The sequence below is a fragment of the Croceivirga sp. JEA036 genome, assembly GCF_011882165.1.
In the GTDB taxonomy this organism is placed as follows: domain Bacteria; phylum Bacteroidota; class Bacteroidia; order Flavobacteriales; family Flavobacteriaceae; genus Croceivirga.
Genome location: NZ_JAATON010000005.1, coordinates 153,909 through 170,840, shown reverse-complemented (window position 1 = coordinate 170,840; position 16,932 = coordinate 153,909). Strand labels below are relative to the sequence as shown.

The window sequence follows — 16,932 nt, the reverse complement described above, 5'->3', positions numbered from 1 at the left end:
ATACCAGCATCTTTTAAAAAAATGCTAGTACCGCTTGTAAAATCTTATCCTAATTTTTTATCGCCTAAACCAAGACTTTTGGCTAGGTTAAAAAGATTTTGAAACATATTACTCTCACTTGTACCTGTGGCCTTTCCCTTTAAATCTAAAAGTAAATTGGCAATAGTAACGTTCTTTAAATCTTCTGAAGATATGTTATACTCTCTAGCAAAGTCTTTTATTCTACCTAAAAGATTGCCCTCAACATCTTCTGTCCCCAATATAGCATCTTTAAGGTCTTGTGCTTGTTGAGAATGCCCGACTAATCTATCAAATCCTTTTGCACGGGTTATCTGGCCCACAATTTGTTCAAAAAACATGGATTCACCACCAACGATATCAATATTAGCTGCCTTTAACCCTTCTGCTAAGACCATAGCTTGTGCATCGGCAATCTCTTTTTGAATATTAATATGAGCTAAGTCTACTTGCAATTCCTTTTCTAAACGCAATTTAAACTCCTCATGCTCTTTGCCTACACCATCTAACTTTTTCATAGCATTTGCCTTCTCTTCTATACCTGCGGCATCCGCTATAGCTTTCTCTTTTATTACTTCCGCCTCTGCCAAACCTTCTTTCTTAATTGCATCTGCTTTAGCCTCTATACCTGCTGCCTCTGCCTTAGCTTTTTTCTCTATTATCAAGGCCTCTACTGTACCCTGCCTTTCAGATGCATCTGCTTTAGCATGCATTACTTCTGCCTCTGACAAACCAATAGTGGCTTCTTCTTTAGCTTTTGCTTCTGCAAGTGTTTTTCTTGCTTCTGCTTCTTTTTCACTAGCTTCTTTTTGTGCCTGTGCTTCTATATTTATTTCTTCTGCTCTTTGCTTTGCAGCTTCTTTTTGTGCCTCCGCAGCTTTTAAGGTCTTAATCAAATCTTCTTGAGCATTAGCTTCAGCCAGTGTAACTTTTACTTGTTTTTCCCTATCTGCTCCCTTGAAAGCTTGAATATCTTTCATATTCTCTTGCTCCTCAACTACACCTTTCTCTAACATTACCCTATCACGGATAACATCTTGAATATTCTTTTTTTCTACCTCTACTACCTTATCTTTTTCTATTTGCGCCAAAGTGACAACACGCTCTCTTTCCGTTGCCTCTAATGCTCTGTCTTTCTCAACTCTTTCTGTTTCTACAGCCGAAGTACGCTCTTTATTTTTCTGCGCTACAACTACTTGGCGCAGCTTATTCTCTTCTGCTACTTGTATTTTCTCTTCTGTAGCTATTCTTGCACTTTCTGATTTAAGCCTTTCCTCTTCTGCTACCTTAATAGTCTCTGCCTCTTCTCTGGACTTAACATTAGCAATTTCTCTTTTTTGCTGCTCTTCTTTTTCCGCAAGTTGTCTATCTAGCTCTAAAATAGCTTCTCTAGCTTCTACATCTTGCTTACGAATTATCTTTTCTTCGTCCCTTTTAATTAAATTGGACTTGACATTTTGTGCAGCAGTTAATTCTGTTATTTTTTTTATACCCTCTGCATCAAGTATATTATCGGATTTTAAAACAGATAATGAAGTTTGCTCCAAATCATCTATAGCGCAATCATCTAAAACGTATCCATTTAAATCTGTGCCGATAATATTGATAATTTCTTCTCTAAACTCCCTACGAGCCTCATACAGCTCTACAAACTCAAACTTTTTACCTACTGTTTTTAGAGCTTCAGAAAATTTAGCATCAAAAAGACCTTTAATGGTGGATATCTCTGACCCTCTTGCACAACCAATAGTTTGTGCCACATTGATGATGTCTGATTTGGATTTATTTACGCGTATAAAAAAAGCTACTTTAATATCTGCACGTATATTGTCCTTACAAATAAGACCGTTAATACCTGTTCGTTCTATTTCTATCTTTTTAATGGAAATATCCATAATTTCAAGTTTATGAAGTACCGGTATCACATAAAGCCCTTTATCAAAAGCTACGGCGGTTCCGCCAAAACCCGTTCTTACTAGAGCTTGTCCTTGTGGTATCTTTTTATAAAAGATGGCAATGATGATAAAGTAGGCCACAACGAGAAATAAAATTCCCCCTACTATTAAAATAGCTAAAGATGGTAAAGCATCCATAATTTTAAAGTGTTAATAGTTAATTGGTTGTATTAAATAAATTGATTTATTTTTTAGTTCGTTTACCACTTCTACCGTGGTATTCGCGGGAATTGAATCTCCATTTTTTGATTGCACTAAAATTTTTATTGGGTCATCCATGACTAAAATCTCAAGAGTAGTCAACTTATCACCGCTTAATGCTGTGGTTAAAACCCCCTGTCTACCCAATATTTCTAACGTATTTTCTCCTTTATTATTAAAATTTTTAAAGAAAGCTTTAAATGGTGTTGTAAATACTTTAGTAACAAACAATGCTGGCAAAATACCTCCAAAAAAGAATACAAAGCCAAAGGTTGTATTATAACTGTGGGTTACAGAAGTACCCAACATACTTATACCCCACCAAAATAGAACAAAAGCAGTAAGGGTAAACATAAATGGCAACCCCACAAAATTAAAATAAACAAGAAATACCTGAAATACGTTTAATTTGCCACGAGTTCTCATAGCATGTTCTCTTTTTATCTCTGTATTACTAGCATCTTGCATATCTATACTACTAGAAGCATCCATATCCACTTCTACGTCCATTTCAACATCTATATCTGCATCAATATCAAAATCTAAGCCTATAAAAATTGAAAACAACCAGTATAAAACTAGAATTACCAAAAAAATGGTTAATGGCAAATTTACCATGCCTATTGCTACATAATACAATTCTTTCAAAATATTAAGGTTTTAGGGAATTAACTTTCTTTTTTAATTCCCATTTGTACTTTTAGTTTATCTAAATTTTCTTCCGCTGTAGACGCACTAACGTCTGCAGCTTTATCCAATTCTTCATCAATAGATTTAGACGCATTAGCAATATCGCCATATGCTTCTGCTAACGCCTCTTCTTGCTTCACTTTCTCTTTCATACGTTCAAGCATAGAAACCGTACTAGAGCTATCAATTTCTGCCATTTGCTTATTAAGATTTTTAGTAGCCTTAGAAACCTTCACTCTAGCTTTAAGCGTTTTTAACTCATTCTCCCAACGAGAAATATTTTGTTTTATTTCTTGAACATTTTTTTCTAAAGAAGCTACCGAATTATCAAACTTTTCAGAATCTACTTTACTACGAATAGCTTGTTGACTTGCTTCTTCTTTTTTAATTAAAGCCTCCTTAGCTAACCTATCAGCCTCCAAACTTTCAATCTCATTCTTTTGTGCTCGCTGCAAAATAAGCATAGCTTTTTGTTGATAATCGTCCGCTTTTGTTAAAAATTCTTCCGTATCGTTTTTAGACCTAATAGCTAATGCTTTGACTTGAGCTAAAGATTCCAAACTCTTTTCTAAATCGCTCTTCATATCTCTAATACCTTGCTCTGTAAGTTTAATAGGGTCTTCCATTTTGTCTATTACAGCATTTGCCTCTGCCTCTCCTATTTTAAATAATCGTTTAAAAAAATTTACCATATCTAATGTTTTGAATAATTAATAATTTGTTCTGCAAACTCGCTTAGCAACAGGCTAAGTGAATTGATAGAGCCTTCAAATTCATCTAAATCTAAATTTTGTAACCTAAGTGTATCCCTAAATATCACTTTCTCACCGGATTCATCTAACACAAATGCTCCATGCACTATATCTCTATTCTTTTTCAACAAGCTCTTATAAACATTTTTATCATTTGTAGTAATATTAAACAAATGTTGCTCTATAATTAAGATTGGCGTATAAACCCCAAGAATAAGATTTTTGATTCCCTCTTGCTCTCTGCTAACTACAAGTATTCCTTGTTTTATGTTTTCTGTAACGATAATAAAGTCTAATTCTTGCAGATAATCTTTAACCTTTAAGTAATGTTCTTGCATATATCGATGGTGTTGTTGGTTACTCTTATTGTTTATAATAAACCCTTTCAGAAACTTGTTATTGCCTAATCGTGGGTATAAATTTAGCTAAAATAAATAGCCAAAACTAACAGCTAAACATAAAAACACAATTTTATAGTGTAATTTTTACATGTTTCACTAACTTAGACGATATAAATATAGCAATAACTATTTATATTGCAAATAATATTAGCAATTTATGTCTTCGTTTGGAAAAAATATAAAAAAAATTAGAAAAGTAAGAAATCTTTCTCAACAGGCATTTGCAGGAATTTTTAATCTTAAGCGAGCTACCTTAGGAGCTTACGAAGAAGAACGAAGTGAGCCTAAAATAGACACAATTATAAAAATTGCTAATTATTTTAGCATCCCTATTGATGACCTGCTAACCAAAGAACTCACCGTAAATGCATTATTAAAGTTCAAGGGAGATTTAACTACTGACACTCATTTAATCACCAAAACCATTTTTCCAGAAATAGATTTTGTTACCGAGCGTTTGATGTCTGAATATCCCTTTTCATTTGAAGAAGAAGAATTTATTAAACATCTTCCTAAGATACAGTTACCAATATACAATTCAGAATTATGTAGAGCTTTCACAGTAGTAAATTTAGAAATGACCAACAATGCTAGGGGCTTTTATCCTAATGATATTATCATAGCAGAACGCGTACCTTTAACTGACCCAATAAAAATAACTAATGGTTTAAACTACGTTGCCGTAACAGCTGATAGAATAATTTTTAGAAAGCTTTACCAATCTAAAAAAGAATTTGTGCTACGTGCAGATCACAAAAATCTACATGATATTATTTTACATAAAGAAGATTTAAAAGAATTATGGAATGTAAAATATGTTTTCTGCAAAAGAATACCCGACTTTTCTAATATGGTTGAAGCAAAGTTGAATCTTATACAACAAGATTTAGCTAAACTACAAGAACACTTAAGGTAAGATTTAATGACCAATAATCTACCAAACCTTATTTAAAGGATTTTGCCAGTCTAATAATAGGTTTTTAAACCATTCATAATCCTTTAATCTAAATAATCATATATGTTAATTGTATAAAAACAAAGGCTTCCGTAATTGGAAGCCTTTGTTTTGTTATACGTTGTCGGGATGACTGGATTCGAACCAGCGACCACACGCACCCCATGCGTGTACGCTACCAGACTGCGCCACATCCCGGATTTTGGGATGCAAAAATAACATTTAAATCCAAAGTAATCTTCTTTAGAGGCTAAAATTGTTTTTTCCCTCCAGTAGAGTATCCATTATGCTCATCATTAATAATACATTTACTATAACAGAATATCTTTTGTTTATTGAACAGTATTTTATATCTGTTTGTATACCATATATTAAAAAGAAAACATCCCGCAAATAGCGGGATGTTTATTAGATTGTATTTTTTATTGTTGTCTTGCGTTTAAATCTATAAAGGCAATTTCAATAACCCCATAATTACAATCTTCAAACAAAATTTTTATCTGTAAAGGGTAAAGTGCCCTACAAATTGTTGTTTATCTGCGTCATTGGCATTTACAACATACCAATAATCCCCTGTTGGTAAAGGTGAGCCCTCATAGGTTCCATCCCATCCTTTTACATCTGTTAATATGGCCACTACTCTACCGTACCTATCAAATATTTTAACTTCCATGTTAGGGAATAAGTCCGCATTCTTTACAAACCAGTTATCGTTTCTGGCATCTCCATTCGGCGTAAAGAAATCTGGGAACTCTGGCATACCTTCAAAATCGAACGGCATTAACAATAATGCCTCGCAACCATTAGCGTCTACCACGCGTATTTCTATATTACTGTCATAATTAATAGTAAATACGTTCTCTGCACCATAAGAATCTCCGTTAAAGAAGAACTCATATCCTCCAAAACCACCTGTTGCAACAGCTGTAATTTCTCCAGGGCCGGTTTGTTCCGCGGTCAAGATTAAGGGTTCATAACTTTCTACCGAAAATTCTACAAAGGTTACACAACCGTTTTCATGATATGCATAAACAGTGTGCTCCCCTTCTGGTAAATTACCAAATACACGCTCATCTGTTGCTAAACTTATATCATTTACATCTAAAGAAAAAAGCGTTCTTGACAGCTCACTCCTATCGGTTAAATCTATGGTTACTGTACTAAATGGAAAGATACCCTCACATCCGTACACCACTTCTGCGGTTGGCACTAAATCCACACCACTAGAAATTTCTGCAAACACAGTAGTTTCGCAACCACTAGCATCCCTTATAAAGAAGACGTAAGTTTCTCCTCCTAATAGATTGTCATAGAACAGACCATCATTTCTAACATAATCTTCCTCTAAATTACTATTAAAAGCTACCTCAAAATAGGTTTCTCCTGTAAGAGCATCTACAAACGGAGTTCCACCTGTAATACTCAATTGAGCGCTACCATCTGCTACACCCAAACATGTTTCTGGTGTTGTAGCAGCCGTAGCCTGCAATTCTTCTGGAGCATAGATAGTAACTATTTCAGTTTCTGAACAACCCTGAGAATCTTGAATTAATACCACGTATTCTGTACCCGTAGGACTACCTGTTAACTCATCAAAAGTATAAACACCTGGGTTCTCGGCATCATTAAAGAACTCGTTAAAATTAGGACCTATAGCAAACTGTATTAATCCTTCACCACCACTAGTTACCGCTACCGTTACGCTACCATCTTCCTCTCCACTACAACTAACGTTTGTCGTAGTACTAACAAACTCTATTGGGGCAGGTCTGGTAATTACAAACGGACCTTCTACATCAAAACAGGTAGAACCACTAGTTACGGCAACATAATAATCTGCACTCTCTGGCAATCCTTCAAAAGTACCATCTGTTAATGGACCTCTTACCAAGGTCGCGGATGCATTTGGCGCAAATGGGTCTCCAGGGTCTCCCATGTACAAGAAATATTGGTTAGAACCTACACCACCAGAAGAGAAAGACTCTATACGCCCATCTGTTTCTGAGGCACAAGAAATATCATCTGGTAAGTTAACTACTAAATCTAAATCTTGAGCATCTACCAAGGTTAAACCATTAGACGCAACTGGATCACAAGTATTATTTAGATTTACTTTTCTCACATCAAACTGATAGAACCCTGGACCACCATCTATAATTACACTGGTAACCCCGGCGCCCATAGAAATATAAGGGTCGTTTATAGGATCTGGAGTATTTACAGAACGATATTCGTATTCAAAACCAGCTTCTGGATTTGTTACCGTTAAACGCATCTGACCAAGCCCGCCACAACCGGGAGCCCTTACTTGCACTAAACTCGGTATAATAGCAGGTGGCGGATTTACATAGTAAGGTGCTGTTACTCCTATACAAGAATAGCTAGATGAAATTTCTATTGCGTACCATCCTGCACTGATGTATCCTTCCCCATTTGTACCGATGAAGGTGGGGGAATCCTGCAATCCACTACGGGACAACTCATCGGCGATGTTATTACTACCTAAGTAAATTAATTGATATTTATAGCCTGCACCCAGCACACCTCCTGATGCACCTGCCGTAGCCGTAGTAGCATCTCCTGTAGCTAGGTCATAGGCCTCTAAAACAGCGTTGTTACCACCAGGGCACACTAAGCCAGATGGTTCTCTAATACCAGCGGTGATTGGGGTGATTGGGTTTAGGGTGATGTCATCAAAAGACACACAACCTTCTACATCCCTAATCTCAACACGGTAGTCCCCACTCGCTAAATTCTCAAATAATTGCTGTCCTGAAAAAGCTGTAATCACTGTAGGATATGTTCCAGAACCATCGTCTTGTAACAATTGGTACTCATAGGGAGCAACATCCCAACCGCCCGTACCAATAGCTTCAATACTTCCTGTATTGTCCGTACAACTTACATTGCCAATTTCTGTAGTGCTTACAGCTAACGGTCCACTTGGCGTACGTACCGTTGCTAAATTGCTTTCCGCTGAACAAAATGGCGTATCTATTGAAGTAATTCTGACTACAAAATTACCACCATTTAATCCGGAAATCCTGGCGGCGTCTCCATTTATATCTGGATAGTCCGCCGTGTTAAAGTTACCTGTTACGCCAGTGCTAGTTTGTGTTCCCGCACCATCCACGGCAAAAACTTCGTAACTATAATTTCCGGTATAATTAGATACATCAATAAATAATGCACCATTGGTATCTCCGTCACAACGTATTGGTGCTGCTTCAGAAATTAATGCTATTGGTTCTATAGGCTCTACTACGGTATATTTTGGTAATAGATAAGAACACCCATTTGGTGATAAATCGTTTACCACAAATTGATATTCACCAGCTGCAGGTAAATTAATTGTGGTTGCTGCGGTACCCCCACTGTTAAATGGGCTACCTGGTACAGCTGGCGTTACTTCAATCTCGTAATTTGTAGTGCCCGTTACTGTTATTTCTACCAGCTCGTCTGTAGCGCAGGTTAATGCTGTGGTATCTGTAATGGTTGGTACAACATCTGTTGGCGGTGCAATAATCACATCTACTTGGTCTTGACAACCGTTACCATCTATTCCATACACGGTAACAGTTTGTGTAGTACCGTTATCTATAATTTCGAATGTATTACCAGTTTGGTAGTTGCTAAAACCTGTTATGCTATATTGATACCCAGAAGTACCCACATTGCCTGTTCCGTTGGGATCAATAGCAACGGTAATAATCGTACTGCTAAATCTGTTTGCGCCTACCTCACAGGTAAAATCTGGTGCAGAAGCACCAATCTCAAAAACTGGTGGTTCTTCTATTTCTATATTATCCTCTCTATCTTCACAACCTCTATCGGTAACCACCACTGCATCATAAAATCCTGGGGTTAAATTGTTAAACACTCCAGAACCATTAGTAGCGACTAGAGTGGATGTCCCAGCCTCGTACAAATTATAAGTAAACGGTGTATCCACAGCACTTGCGGGGTCTATCAGCATATCTATAGCGCCGTCGTTAGCACCATTACAAGAAATGTTCTGTACAATGGAAGGCTGTAATACGGGAGGTGTAGGTATATCTAGATTAATATTTACCGTATCTGAACATCCTGTTTCATTATCTAAAATATAGACTCTGTAATTGCCCGCTACCAAACCTGTAAATACACCTGCTGTACGGTTTCCTGTCAATGTAGGACCTACATAAACACCAGAACCATCTTGAAGTTCAAAATTAAAATCGTCACTACCCCCTGTCACATCAATAGTAATAGTTCCATCAGCATCAAAACACGTAGGCATGGTACTAAATTCTCCACTTACCGTTAGAAAATCGAACACTTCTGCAACACCCACACTAGTACAACCATCTGCATCTTGTACATCTATAGTATAGTTTCCAGGTGAATTCACAAAGAATGTAGTTTCATAAACACTTCCGTTTACCACACCAATTTGCGTAGTACCACCCATAGTAAATCTTGGGGTATCTGCAAGAGCTGTAGGTATACTTACATTGATTTCAAAACTAGTTGCAGTAACATCACACTGATTCACCACATTTATCACTGGCGTTGGTAAATCTGGTCTAAGTGCAATGATTGTTGCAATATCAAAAGAGGTACAACCAGAACCGTCTCTTACATATACATCATAATCTCCTGCAGCACCTACAAAAGTGGTTTCATTACTGTAATCTCCTGCTGCTGGCGTTACGCCATCTGGCATAAAAGCAAACTCGTAAGGACCTCCATCACCACCGTAACCTTGCACTGTAATCTGCCCTAAAGCATTACAGTTTGCAGGTTCTTCTGATAAGATGAGATAACTCGGTAAATTTTCTTCAATAGTTACAGATGCCGCCGCATTACAGTTATCTGTAAGGTTTGTCACAATTAATTGATAGTTCCCTGCTAATTCTGCTATTACATCAGAATATGGAACAGCACCTGGTGTAATTGTACCTAGATTTACCACGGTACCATCATCAGAATTCATCAATTCTAACTCCAACACATCACCTACTGTAAATTGGTCAATAGTATATTGTATTTCTCCGTTTCTGTTTACATCACAGGCACCAGGTGTGGAGTTTGCTGTTACTGTTAAGGCTGTTGGACCAGTAATTGGCGGTATTTCTTCTTCATAAATACAACCTGTACCTTGGTCTGTAACCTCTACCACGTAGGTTACTCCATATTGTAAATCGTTAAAAGTGTGTCTTCTTGGCGGCACATTTGGAACCACAGGCGGATTTGGATCCCCTACCAAACGGATTAAGAAAGGACCTGTGCCGCCAACAATTTCTACGGTATTAGAGAAGCCTGATGGACCACATACTGGAAATGGTACTGGGTCTGGAATCACATCTAATGTCGCTTGTGTTACCGTTACCTCATCTGTATCTGTACAACCGTTTCTATCAATTGTAATTACTCTATAATTCCCTGGCTCAAAACCCGTAAATGTTTCCGTAGTACTCGCCGTAGGTCCTATTATATCTAGTTCTGTTCCAAATTCATCTTGCAAAATATAGGTAAAATCAGCAACACCACCGGTTACTCCAGTGATACTTATACCACCTTCTACAACGCCGGTTGTACAGGTAGCCAATACTTGACTCACTGCTGCATCTGGCGCAGGGGTAGCATCTGTGGGAATTGTAACATTATCTAAAACAGTTAAACAACCTCTAGCATCCCTAACTTGAAACGCGTAGGTTTGCCCAGCGTTTAGGTTAGAGAAAGCGGTTTGAGAATCCCATCCTCTACCATCAAAATTAACTTCGTATGGCGGTAAACCACTAGTTCCATCTGGTGTAATAATAACTCTACCATTATTTGTTTCACCGCAGCTTGCTGGGAAAACTTCTGTACTAGCGGGGTCTATATTTACAGGTGGCGCCAATTCTACCGGAGAGGAGGTAGCCACACAACCTTGATTATCCGTTACCCTAAAGACATACGTACCAGGTACATTGGTAAAATAGCTAAATGTATTGGTGGTCAAGGGTGTGGCAGCGGACCAAGTGGTACCATTGTCTGCACTAACCTCATAAGCTTTTATTCCAGAACCCGATAAGTATCCGTTACGTGCACGTACTTCTATTTCTCCATCTGCACCACCGCAGGGTATCTCTGCAACAATATTAGCCGCTACTCGCAGTTGTGGACGTATATTTACCGTAACCTCATCAGTACATCCGTTAGCATCTTCTACTTCTATCGTATGGCTTCCTGAACCTACATTGGTAAACGTACCAGAGGCTTGGGGTGTACCATTGTCTAATCTAAAGGTATATGGAGGCCCTGCCGTTCCGCCAGAAGCAGTAACTACCACCGTTGCTCCTGAACTTGGGTCGTAGCAATAATCTGTAGCTGCATCTAATGCTATTACTGGAGCATCTAATCTTGTTAAGTTGAAGGTAAACGTATCTGTACAACCCTCAACATCTTCAACCGTTAGCGTATAGGTACCGTCTTGACCTAAATTACCAAAGGAAGTTCCCGATTTAGGGCCTGCCTGTGTGGTACCATCTGGATAATCTAATGTATAGCTATAACTACCCCAACCCCCAGTTGCATTGGCTACTACCCTACCTAAATTGTTGTTATCGCAACTCATGGCAGTAACCGTACCTGTTAAACTAATAGCAGAAGCTGGCTCTGCTACCGTTAAGGTGGCTGTATCTGTACACCCCGAATCTACGTCAGTTACCGTAATTGTATAATTACCTGCTGCCAAGCCTGTAATGTCTACTTCGGAAGCATTCTGCGGTGCACTTTCTGCCCCACCATTAATATTATAGGTATAATTATTGGTAAAACCATCCACTATAAATGTACCAGAACCATCTGAAGCTCCAGAACAAACTCTTAAATCACCACCAGATTTGACTCTAGCTCTTACAGAACTTATAACCGATGGATTATAACTTTCTTCGTATTGACAACCATTTACATCTGTGACCCTAAAGGTATAATTGGTATTATTGGTTAACCCAATAAAAGTATCTGAGGCCCCATTGTTAATTGCTACCGGACTTATCACTTCAAAAGTAGCGATAGCAGCATTGGCTGTTACTGTTAGTTGCACATCAGAGGTATTAGCAGCACAGTTTGTATTGCTTTGGGTAAAATCTATGTTGGTAGGCGGATCTACATCTAAAATAGTTATTGGTGTTAACTCCAATCTACATCCACCACCATCTCTTATTATAGGGGTGTAAGTACCTGGTGCTAAATTGCTATAGGTGGTTTGGGTTGAAAAGTTAGAAGGCGCATCACCAGAAATACTAAATACATAGCCACTACCAGAACCACCACCAAACGGGCCTTGAAACTCAATAATACCACCATCTACTCCTCCAGAACCATCACAAGTTCTATCTGCAATCTTAACGGCATTTCCAGTAATAGTACCAACGCTGGTCACCGTAACACTCGTTGGCACATTCAGTATACAATCAACGGTTCCTTGTTGGTACCTTACTTGGATATTAGCATACGTGCCTGCTGCCACAGAAAGAATTGGATTAGGAGACCAGGCATCACTTGGAGTTGCTCTAAAAGACAAGTTATATCCTTTAGAGTCACTCACTGAAAAATTAAGTTTTGCACCACCATTACTACAAGTACCATTGGTACCTGTTACCGTTAAATCTGGAGGCGTAAGCTCTTCTACTGTAGCTGTTGCCGTAATAGTACAACCATTGCTATCAGTAATATAAAATTCATAATCTCCGGCCGCGGATACATTGTAAGTAGTAGAGGTAGTATAAGAGCCTCCACTATTACCACCATCACTCGTAGTAAAAGTAAACGGACCAGCACCACCAGAGGTACGGACTACAATATCTACATTATTAACACCACAAGCTGCATTTAAACTTTCATTAACTTCCGTAGAAGCCGCCAATGGCACCAATCCATCACCAATAGTGATGGGGTTGCCATTAACATCTGTTGTTTGTCTGGGAGCGGGGATTCCATTGCCAGGGTCACCGGCACATTGCTGTGTCTCTACTTGTACACTATAAGTACCAAAACCTACAGCTGAAAAAGTATAGGGGTTTGTGGCAATGAATGTTGTAAATTCTTGGGGTACACCACTCTGATCTAAAAGGGTGTATTTGTATGGGCCAGGAACATCATTTACCTGTACGGTTATGCTACCTGTTTCACCGTAACAATTAGCATCCGTATAAGTAACATCTATATCTATCTCTCTTTCTTCTATCTCTATGGCTTCATACGGATATTCACAAGTATTTGGCGTATTGCGTAATCTTGCTTTCACTATATAGGTGCCTGGAGTTAATCCTTCAAAAATGGCAGAATTTTGCCATGCGCCGTAGCCAGTTCCCGGATTTATTGCATACTCGTAGGCACTAGAAAGATTCGTAATTTGTATTCTACCAGGAACGTCACAGATGTAATTTCTTTTTACAAATGTTTGGGTAATAGTACTCTTTTTAACTTTAAAGTAGTAATATGCTCCACCGTTTACTCTAACTCTAAATTCCCCTCCACTCGTAGGATTTATTGTACTGGCATCAATGGTAAAATTGGCATCATTATCTACAACTGACCATCTGGCATTATTGGTATCTGGACAAGAATCATTAATGTCTGCTGCTCCAGTTCCTGTGTATGTGTATTGTTCCCATACGTAAGAACTATAAGAACCAGAAAGGGTTACTGTTCTATCATCAAACTCACCACACAAATTGTAACGTGCAATGGTAAATCCATTATCAGAACAACCAATAGTTTCATCTGCATTGGTAATGATAGTAGTAAACATCATTGCAGCAGGTGCTTCAAAAGATAAATCTTTAATATCAGCAGAACTGTTTTGGCTTTCTTTTAATTCTTCTGGGATTGTGTTTTGGTCTGCTAGGGGGGTATTAGACTCATAAAAGCTTAGTCCACTAAAATTGGCTTTAGTGAAAGAAGCATAGCCTACTAAGGATACTAGTACCAAAAGTAGTGCATATAAAACACGTGAGGTCTTATTGCTCAGCATAGGTTAAGTCTGTTAAAAGAAATACCGGGATTTGGGAGCCTAATATTTCTTTGCGTAATTATTTAGCTTATAATCTCATTATTTTTATTCGTAGATAGAAATTTGCATTTCAACCTATAAAACTATTATTCTAACGATGAATTTATGAAAAAGTATATACTCACCTTGCATTTTTTCGTTGTACTGCTCAACACCTCTTGTGCGCAAACAACTGACAAAACTATCGTAACCCCAGAAAAAACAGGCATTACGGCAGATTTGTACCTCCGCTATACTGGCGTTCCTTGGAGCTTTGTTTTTTTACCTGACCAAAGTATTTTAATTACCGAAAGAGCAGGTAAACTACTTCATTTTAAAAATGGTGAATCCAAGGAAATAAAAAATTTACCTGCCATAAAAACTAGTGGTCAAGGTGGGTTGCTCGACTTAATTTTAGATCCAGATTACAAAAATAACGGATATTTATATTTTGCTTACAGTTCTCCAGAAGGTACAGGTAACGGAAGTAATACAGCCATAGCTAGAGCAAAACTTAACAATCAAGAGCTTGTAGAAGTAAAAGTACTTTATAAAGCGAGCCCTAATAGTAGTACCGCTCATCATTTTGGTTCAAGACTAGTTATAGACGGTAAAAGAAATTTATATTTTTCTGTTGGCGATAGAGGCAATAGAGACAAGAACCCGCAAGATATTTCTAGAGATGGTGGTAAAATTTACAGAATAACTACCAATGGAGGTATCCCAGATGATAATCCTTTTGTAAATAGTTCTAAAGCAAAAAAAGCCATTTACAGTTACGGTCATCGCAATCCTCAGGGATTAACCTTTCATCCTAAAACAAAAGAGCTTTGGTCTCATGAACATGGGCCTAGAGGTGGGGATGAGATAAATATTATACAAAGGGGTAAAAATTATGGATGGCCCCAAATTACCTATGGTATTAATTATAGTGGCACAAAAATTACAGATAAAACAGCACAAAACGGCATGGAGCAACCTATTCATTATTGGGTACCCTCTATTGCTCCCTGTGATATGCTTTTTGTAACTGGAAGTATCTATCCAGAATGGGAAGGCAATCTACTCGTTGGCTCTTTAGCTTTTCAATATTTAGAGCGATTAATTTTTGAAAACAACAAAGTTGTTCGGCGTGAAAAGTTGTTAGACGGCATTGGCAGGGTACGAAGCCTGACCCAAGATTCTGACGGTTTTATTTATATTGGTGTAGAGAATAAAGGGATATATAAACTAGTTCCAGCTAAACACTAAGGTTTTAAGGCTTGCATAGCTGCACGTACGCTTCCGAACTCTTTTAAGGCCTTCTCCGCTGATTCATAAGATAGATTCAAAGCTTCTACCAAATAGCGGGTACCACGGTCTACCAACTTTTTATTACTCAATTGCATGTCTACCATTTTATTTCCTTTAATACGTCCTATTCGTATCATTAATGTTGTAGAAATCATGTTCAACACTAATTTTTGACTGGTACCTGACTTCATACGGGTACTGCCCGTTACGAATTCTGGCCCTACTTCTACCGCAATGGCAATATCGCTTTGTAATGCTAAAGGAGAACCCGGATTATTGGTAATTCCCGCAGTGAGTATTCCATGCCTTTTAGCATCTTCTATACCACCCATCACATAAGGAGTTGTCCCAGAAGCTGCAATCCCAACTACTACATCATTTGTAGTTATGTTATATTCAGAAAGGTCTTTCCAAGCCTGTACAGTATTGTCTTCTGCAAACTCTACCGCTTTTCTGATTGCTGTATCTCCACCAGCTATAAGACCAATTACGCGGTCATAGGGCATTCCAAACGTCGGCGGGATTTCTGAAGCATCTAATATTCCTAAGCGACCACTAGTACCAGCTCCGATATAAAAAAGACGCCCCCCTTGGTTAAAACGGCTTACCAAAGCTTCTACTAATTGCTCTATTTGGGGAATAGTCTTAGCCACCGCTGCCGCAATTTTTTTGTCTTCTTCATTAATTTTTTCTAATAGGTTTAAGGTAGATTGTTGCTCTAAATCATTATGCAAAGAAGGTTGTTCCGTTATTTTTTGGAATGTAGCCATACTATACTATCGTTATTTCTTGATTTTTAAATGGATTTAAATCTCTATGGTCTGCAGGCAACTCCGTTACCATGGTGTGTATCTGTCTTACATCGCAGGTTTTATAGCGGTGCTGAGAACTCAGTTTTTCTGAAATACACAGTAAAACCGATTTTTTCGCCGCCTTGATTACTGCCTTTTTTGTTTGTACAATATCCCAATCAAACTCTGTTAAACCAAAAGCTGCATCAACATAACCTGTACCAATAAAAGCCCAATCTACTTTTAGTTGACTCAGATTGTTGATGGTATTAGCTCCATACGATATTTGCGAATCTTTAGACAAATTACCGCCAATAAAGATAGTATCAACATTAGGTTTATTCAGCAATTCCATCGCCACTGGTAAACTTAGGGTAAAACAAGTTAAATGCAAATGCTGTGGCAATAACCTAGCTAACTCTAAACAGGTGGTTCCTCCATCTATTAATATTACACTATTTGCTTTGATAAGCTTTATTGCTTTTTCTGCAATAGTCGTTTTTTTATCTAAAGCGTATACATTGGCTCTGGATGGACTGTAATTAGCAAATCCCAAAGAAACTGCACCACCGTGAACTTTCCTAAGTTTTTGCTCCCCATCTAATTCCTTTACATCTCGCCTCACCGTGTCTATAGACACTGCTAATTGTTCTGCTATATCCGTTAGCAAAACTTTATTATGTAATTCAACTTCGTTGAGGATAATGCGTTGCCTTTCTTCTTTTAACATGATTCGTTGCTAGAAATACAAAGATAGCTAAAATGGATTTATGCTGTTTTTATTATAAAAAAATCGTATTAATACAATAAAACGCAATTTAACGCATATTTAACAGCAATAAAAAGCATAAAAA

The 16,932-nt window shown here is 37.8% G+C and carries 9 protein-coding genes and 1 tRNA gene; 2 read left to right on the top strand and 8 right to left on the bottom strand.

Going from position 1 to position 16,932, the window contains the following annotated elements; genetic code table 11:
• Positions 1 to 44 precede the first annotated feature (44 nt).
• Genes HCO57_RS13815 through HCO57_RS13800 form a run of 4 tightly spaced genes read right to left on the bottom strand, consistent with a single transcriptional unit; the run spans position 45 to position 3,954 of the window.
• Positions 45 to 2,111 (bottom strand): flotillin family protein, encoded by a 2,067-nt coding sequence (locus HCO57_RS13815; RefSeq protein WP_167989506.1) that lies wholly within the window; start codon positions 2,109 to 2,111, stop codon positions 45 to 47.
• Positions 2,112 to 2,123: 12 nt separating this feature from the next.
• Positions 2,124 to 2,822: a hypothetical protein gene (locus HCO57_RS13810; RefSeq protein WP_167989505.1), complete on the bottom strand. Its 699-nt coding sequence runs from the start codon at positions 2,820 to 2,822 to the stop codon at positions 2,124 to 2,126.
• A 20-nt stretch (positions 2,823 to 2,842) separates the two neighbouring features.
• Positions 2,843 to 3,556 (bottom strand): PspA/IM30 family protein, encoded by a 714-nt coding sequence (locus tag HCO57_RS13805; protein ID WP_167989504.1) that lies wholly within the window; start codon positions 3,554 to 3,556, stop codon positions 2,843 to 2,845.
• A gap of 2 nt (positions 3,557 to 3,558) precedes the next feature.
• The gene (locus HCO57_RS13800; protein ID WP_167989503.1) at positions 3,559 to 3,954 is read right to left on the bottom strand and encodes a molecular chaperone Tir; all 396 of its coding nucleotides are present in this window, start codon (positions 3,952 to 3,954) and stop codon (positions 3,559 to 3,561) included.
• Positions 3,955 to 4,174: 220 nt separating this feature from the next.
• Here HCO57_RS13800 and HCO57_RS13795 point away from each other — a divergent pair, with 220 nt between their 5' ends.
• Positions 4,175 to 4,933 carry a helix-turn-helix domain-containing protein gene (locus tag HCO57_RS13795; RefSeq protein ID WP_167989502.1) on the top strand — a complete coding sequence of 253 codons (759 nt, stop codon included), beginning with the start codon at positions 4,175 to 4,177 and terminating at the stop codon, positions 4,931 to 4,933.
• A gap of 163 nt (positions 4,934 to 5,096) precedes the next feature.
• Here HCO57_RS13795 and HCO57_RS13790 read toward each other — a convergent pair.
• Both HCO57_RS13790 and HCO57_RS13785 read right to left on the bottom strand, forming a co-directional pair.
• Positions 5,097 to 5,170: transfer RNA gene (locus HCO57_RS13790), tRNA-Pro, on the bottom strand.
• A gap of 298 nt (positions 5,171 to 5,468) precedes the next feature.
• Complete coding sequence (locus tag HCO57_RS13785) at positions 5,469 to 13,976, bottom strand: T9SS type B sorting domain-containing protein (RefSeq protein ID WP_167989501.1); 8,508 nt, start codon at positions 13,974 to 13,976, stop codon at positions 5,469 to 5,471.
• Positions 13,977 to 14,120: 144 nt separating this feature from the next.
• Here HCO57_RS13785 and HCO57_RS13780 point away from each other — a divergent pair, with 144 nt between their 5' ends.
• Positions 14,121 to 15,245, top strand: a complete 1,125-nt coding sequence (locus HCO57_RS13780; protein WP_167989500.1) for a PQQ-dependent sugar dehydrogenase — start codon at positions 14,121 to 14,123, stop codon at positions 15,243 to 15,245.
• Here HCO57_RS13780 and murQ read toward each other — a convergent pair.
• The gene (murQ, locus tag HCO57_RS13775) at positions 15,242 to 16,057 is read right to left on the bottom strand and encodes an N-acetylmuramic acid 6-phosphate etherase (RefSeq protein WP_167989499.1); all 816 of its coding nucleotides are present in this window, start codon (positions 16,055 to 16,057) and stop codon (positions 15,242 to 15,244) included. The genes HCO57_RS13780 and murQ overlap by 4 nt on opposite strands.
• 1 nt (position 16,058) lies before the next feature.
• A complete protein-coding gene (locus HCO57_RS13770) occupies positions 16,059 to 16,808 on the bottom strand; it encodes a DeoR/GlpR family DNA-binding transcription regulator (protein WP_167989498.1) in 750 nt (249 codons plus the stop codon).
• Between the last annotated feature and the right edge of the window lie 124 nt (positions 16,809 to 16,932).

What these genes read in the sequence shown, in the direction of transcription:
- HCO57_RS13815 (WP_167989506.1), bottom strand. Translation starts at nt 2,111, where the DNA reads ATGGATGCTTTACCATCTTTAGCTATTTTAATAGTAGGGGGAATTTTA.
- HCO57_RS13805 (WP_167989504.1), bottom strand. Translation starts at nt 3,556, where the DNA reads ATGGTAAATTTTTTTAAACGATTATTTAAAATAGGAGAGGCAGAGGCA.
- HCO57_RS13800 (WP_167989503.1), bottom strand. Translation starts at nt 3,954, where the DNA reads ATGCAAGAACATTACTTAAAGGTTAAAGATTATCTGCAAGAATTAGAC.
- HCO57_RS13795 (WP_167989502.1), top strand. Translation starts at nt 4,175, where the DNA reads ATGTCTTCGTTTGGAAAAAATATAAAAAAAATTAGAAAAGTAAGAAAT.
- HCO57_RS13785 (WP_167989501.1), bottom strand. Translation starts at nt 13,976, where the DNA reads ATGCTGAGCAATAAGACCTCACGTGTTTTATATGCACTACTTTTGGTA.
- HCO57_RS13780 (WP_167989500.1), top strand. Translation starts at nt 14,121, where the DNA reads ATGAAAAAGTATATACTCACCTTGCATTTTTTCGTTGTACTGCTCAAC.
- murQ (WP_167989499.1), bottom strand. Translation starts at nt 16,057, where the DNA reads ATGGCTACATTCCAAAAAATAACGGAACAACCTTCTTTGCATAATGAT.
- HCO57_RS13770 (WP_167989498.1), bottom strand. Translation starts at nt 16,808, where the DNA reads ATGTTAAAAGAAGAAAGGCAACGCATTATCCTCAACGAAGTTGAATTA.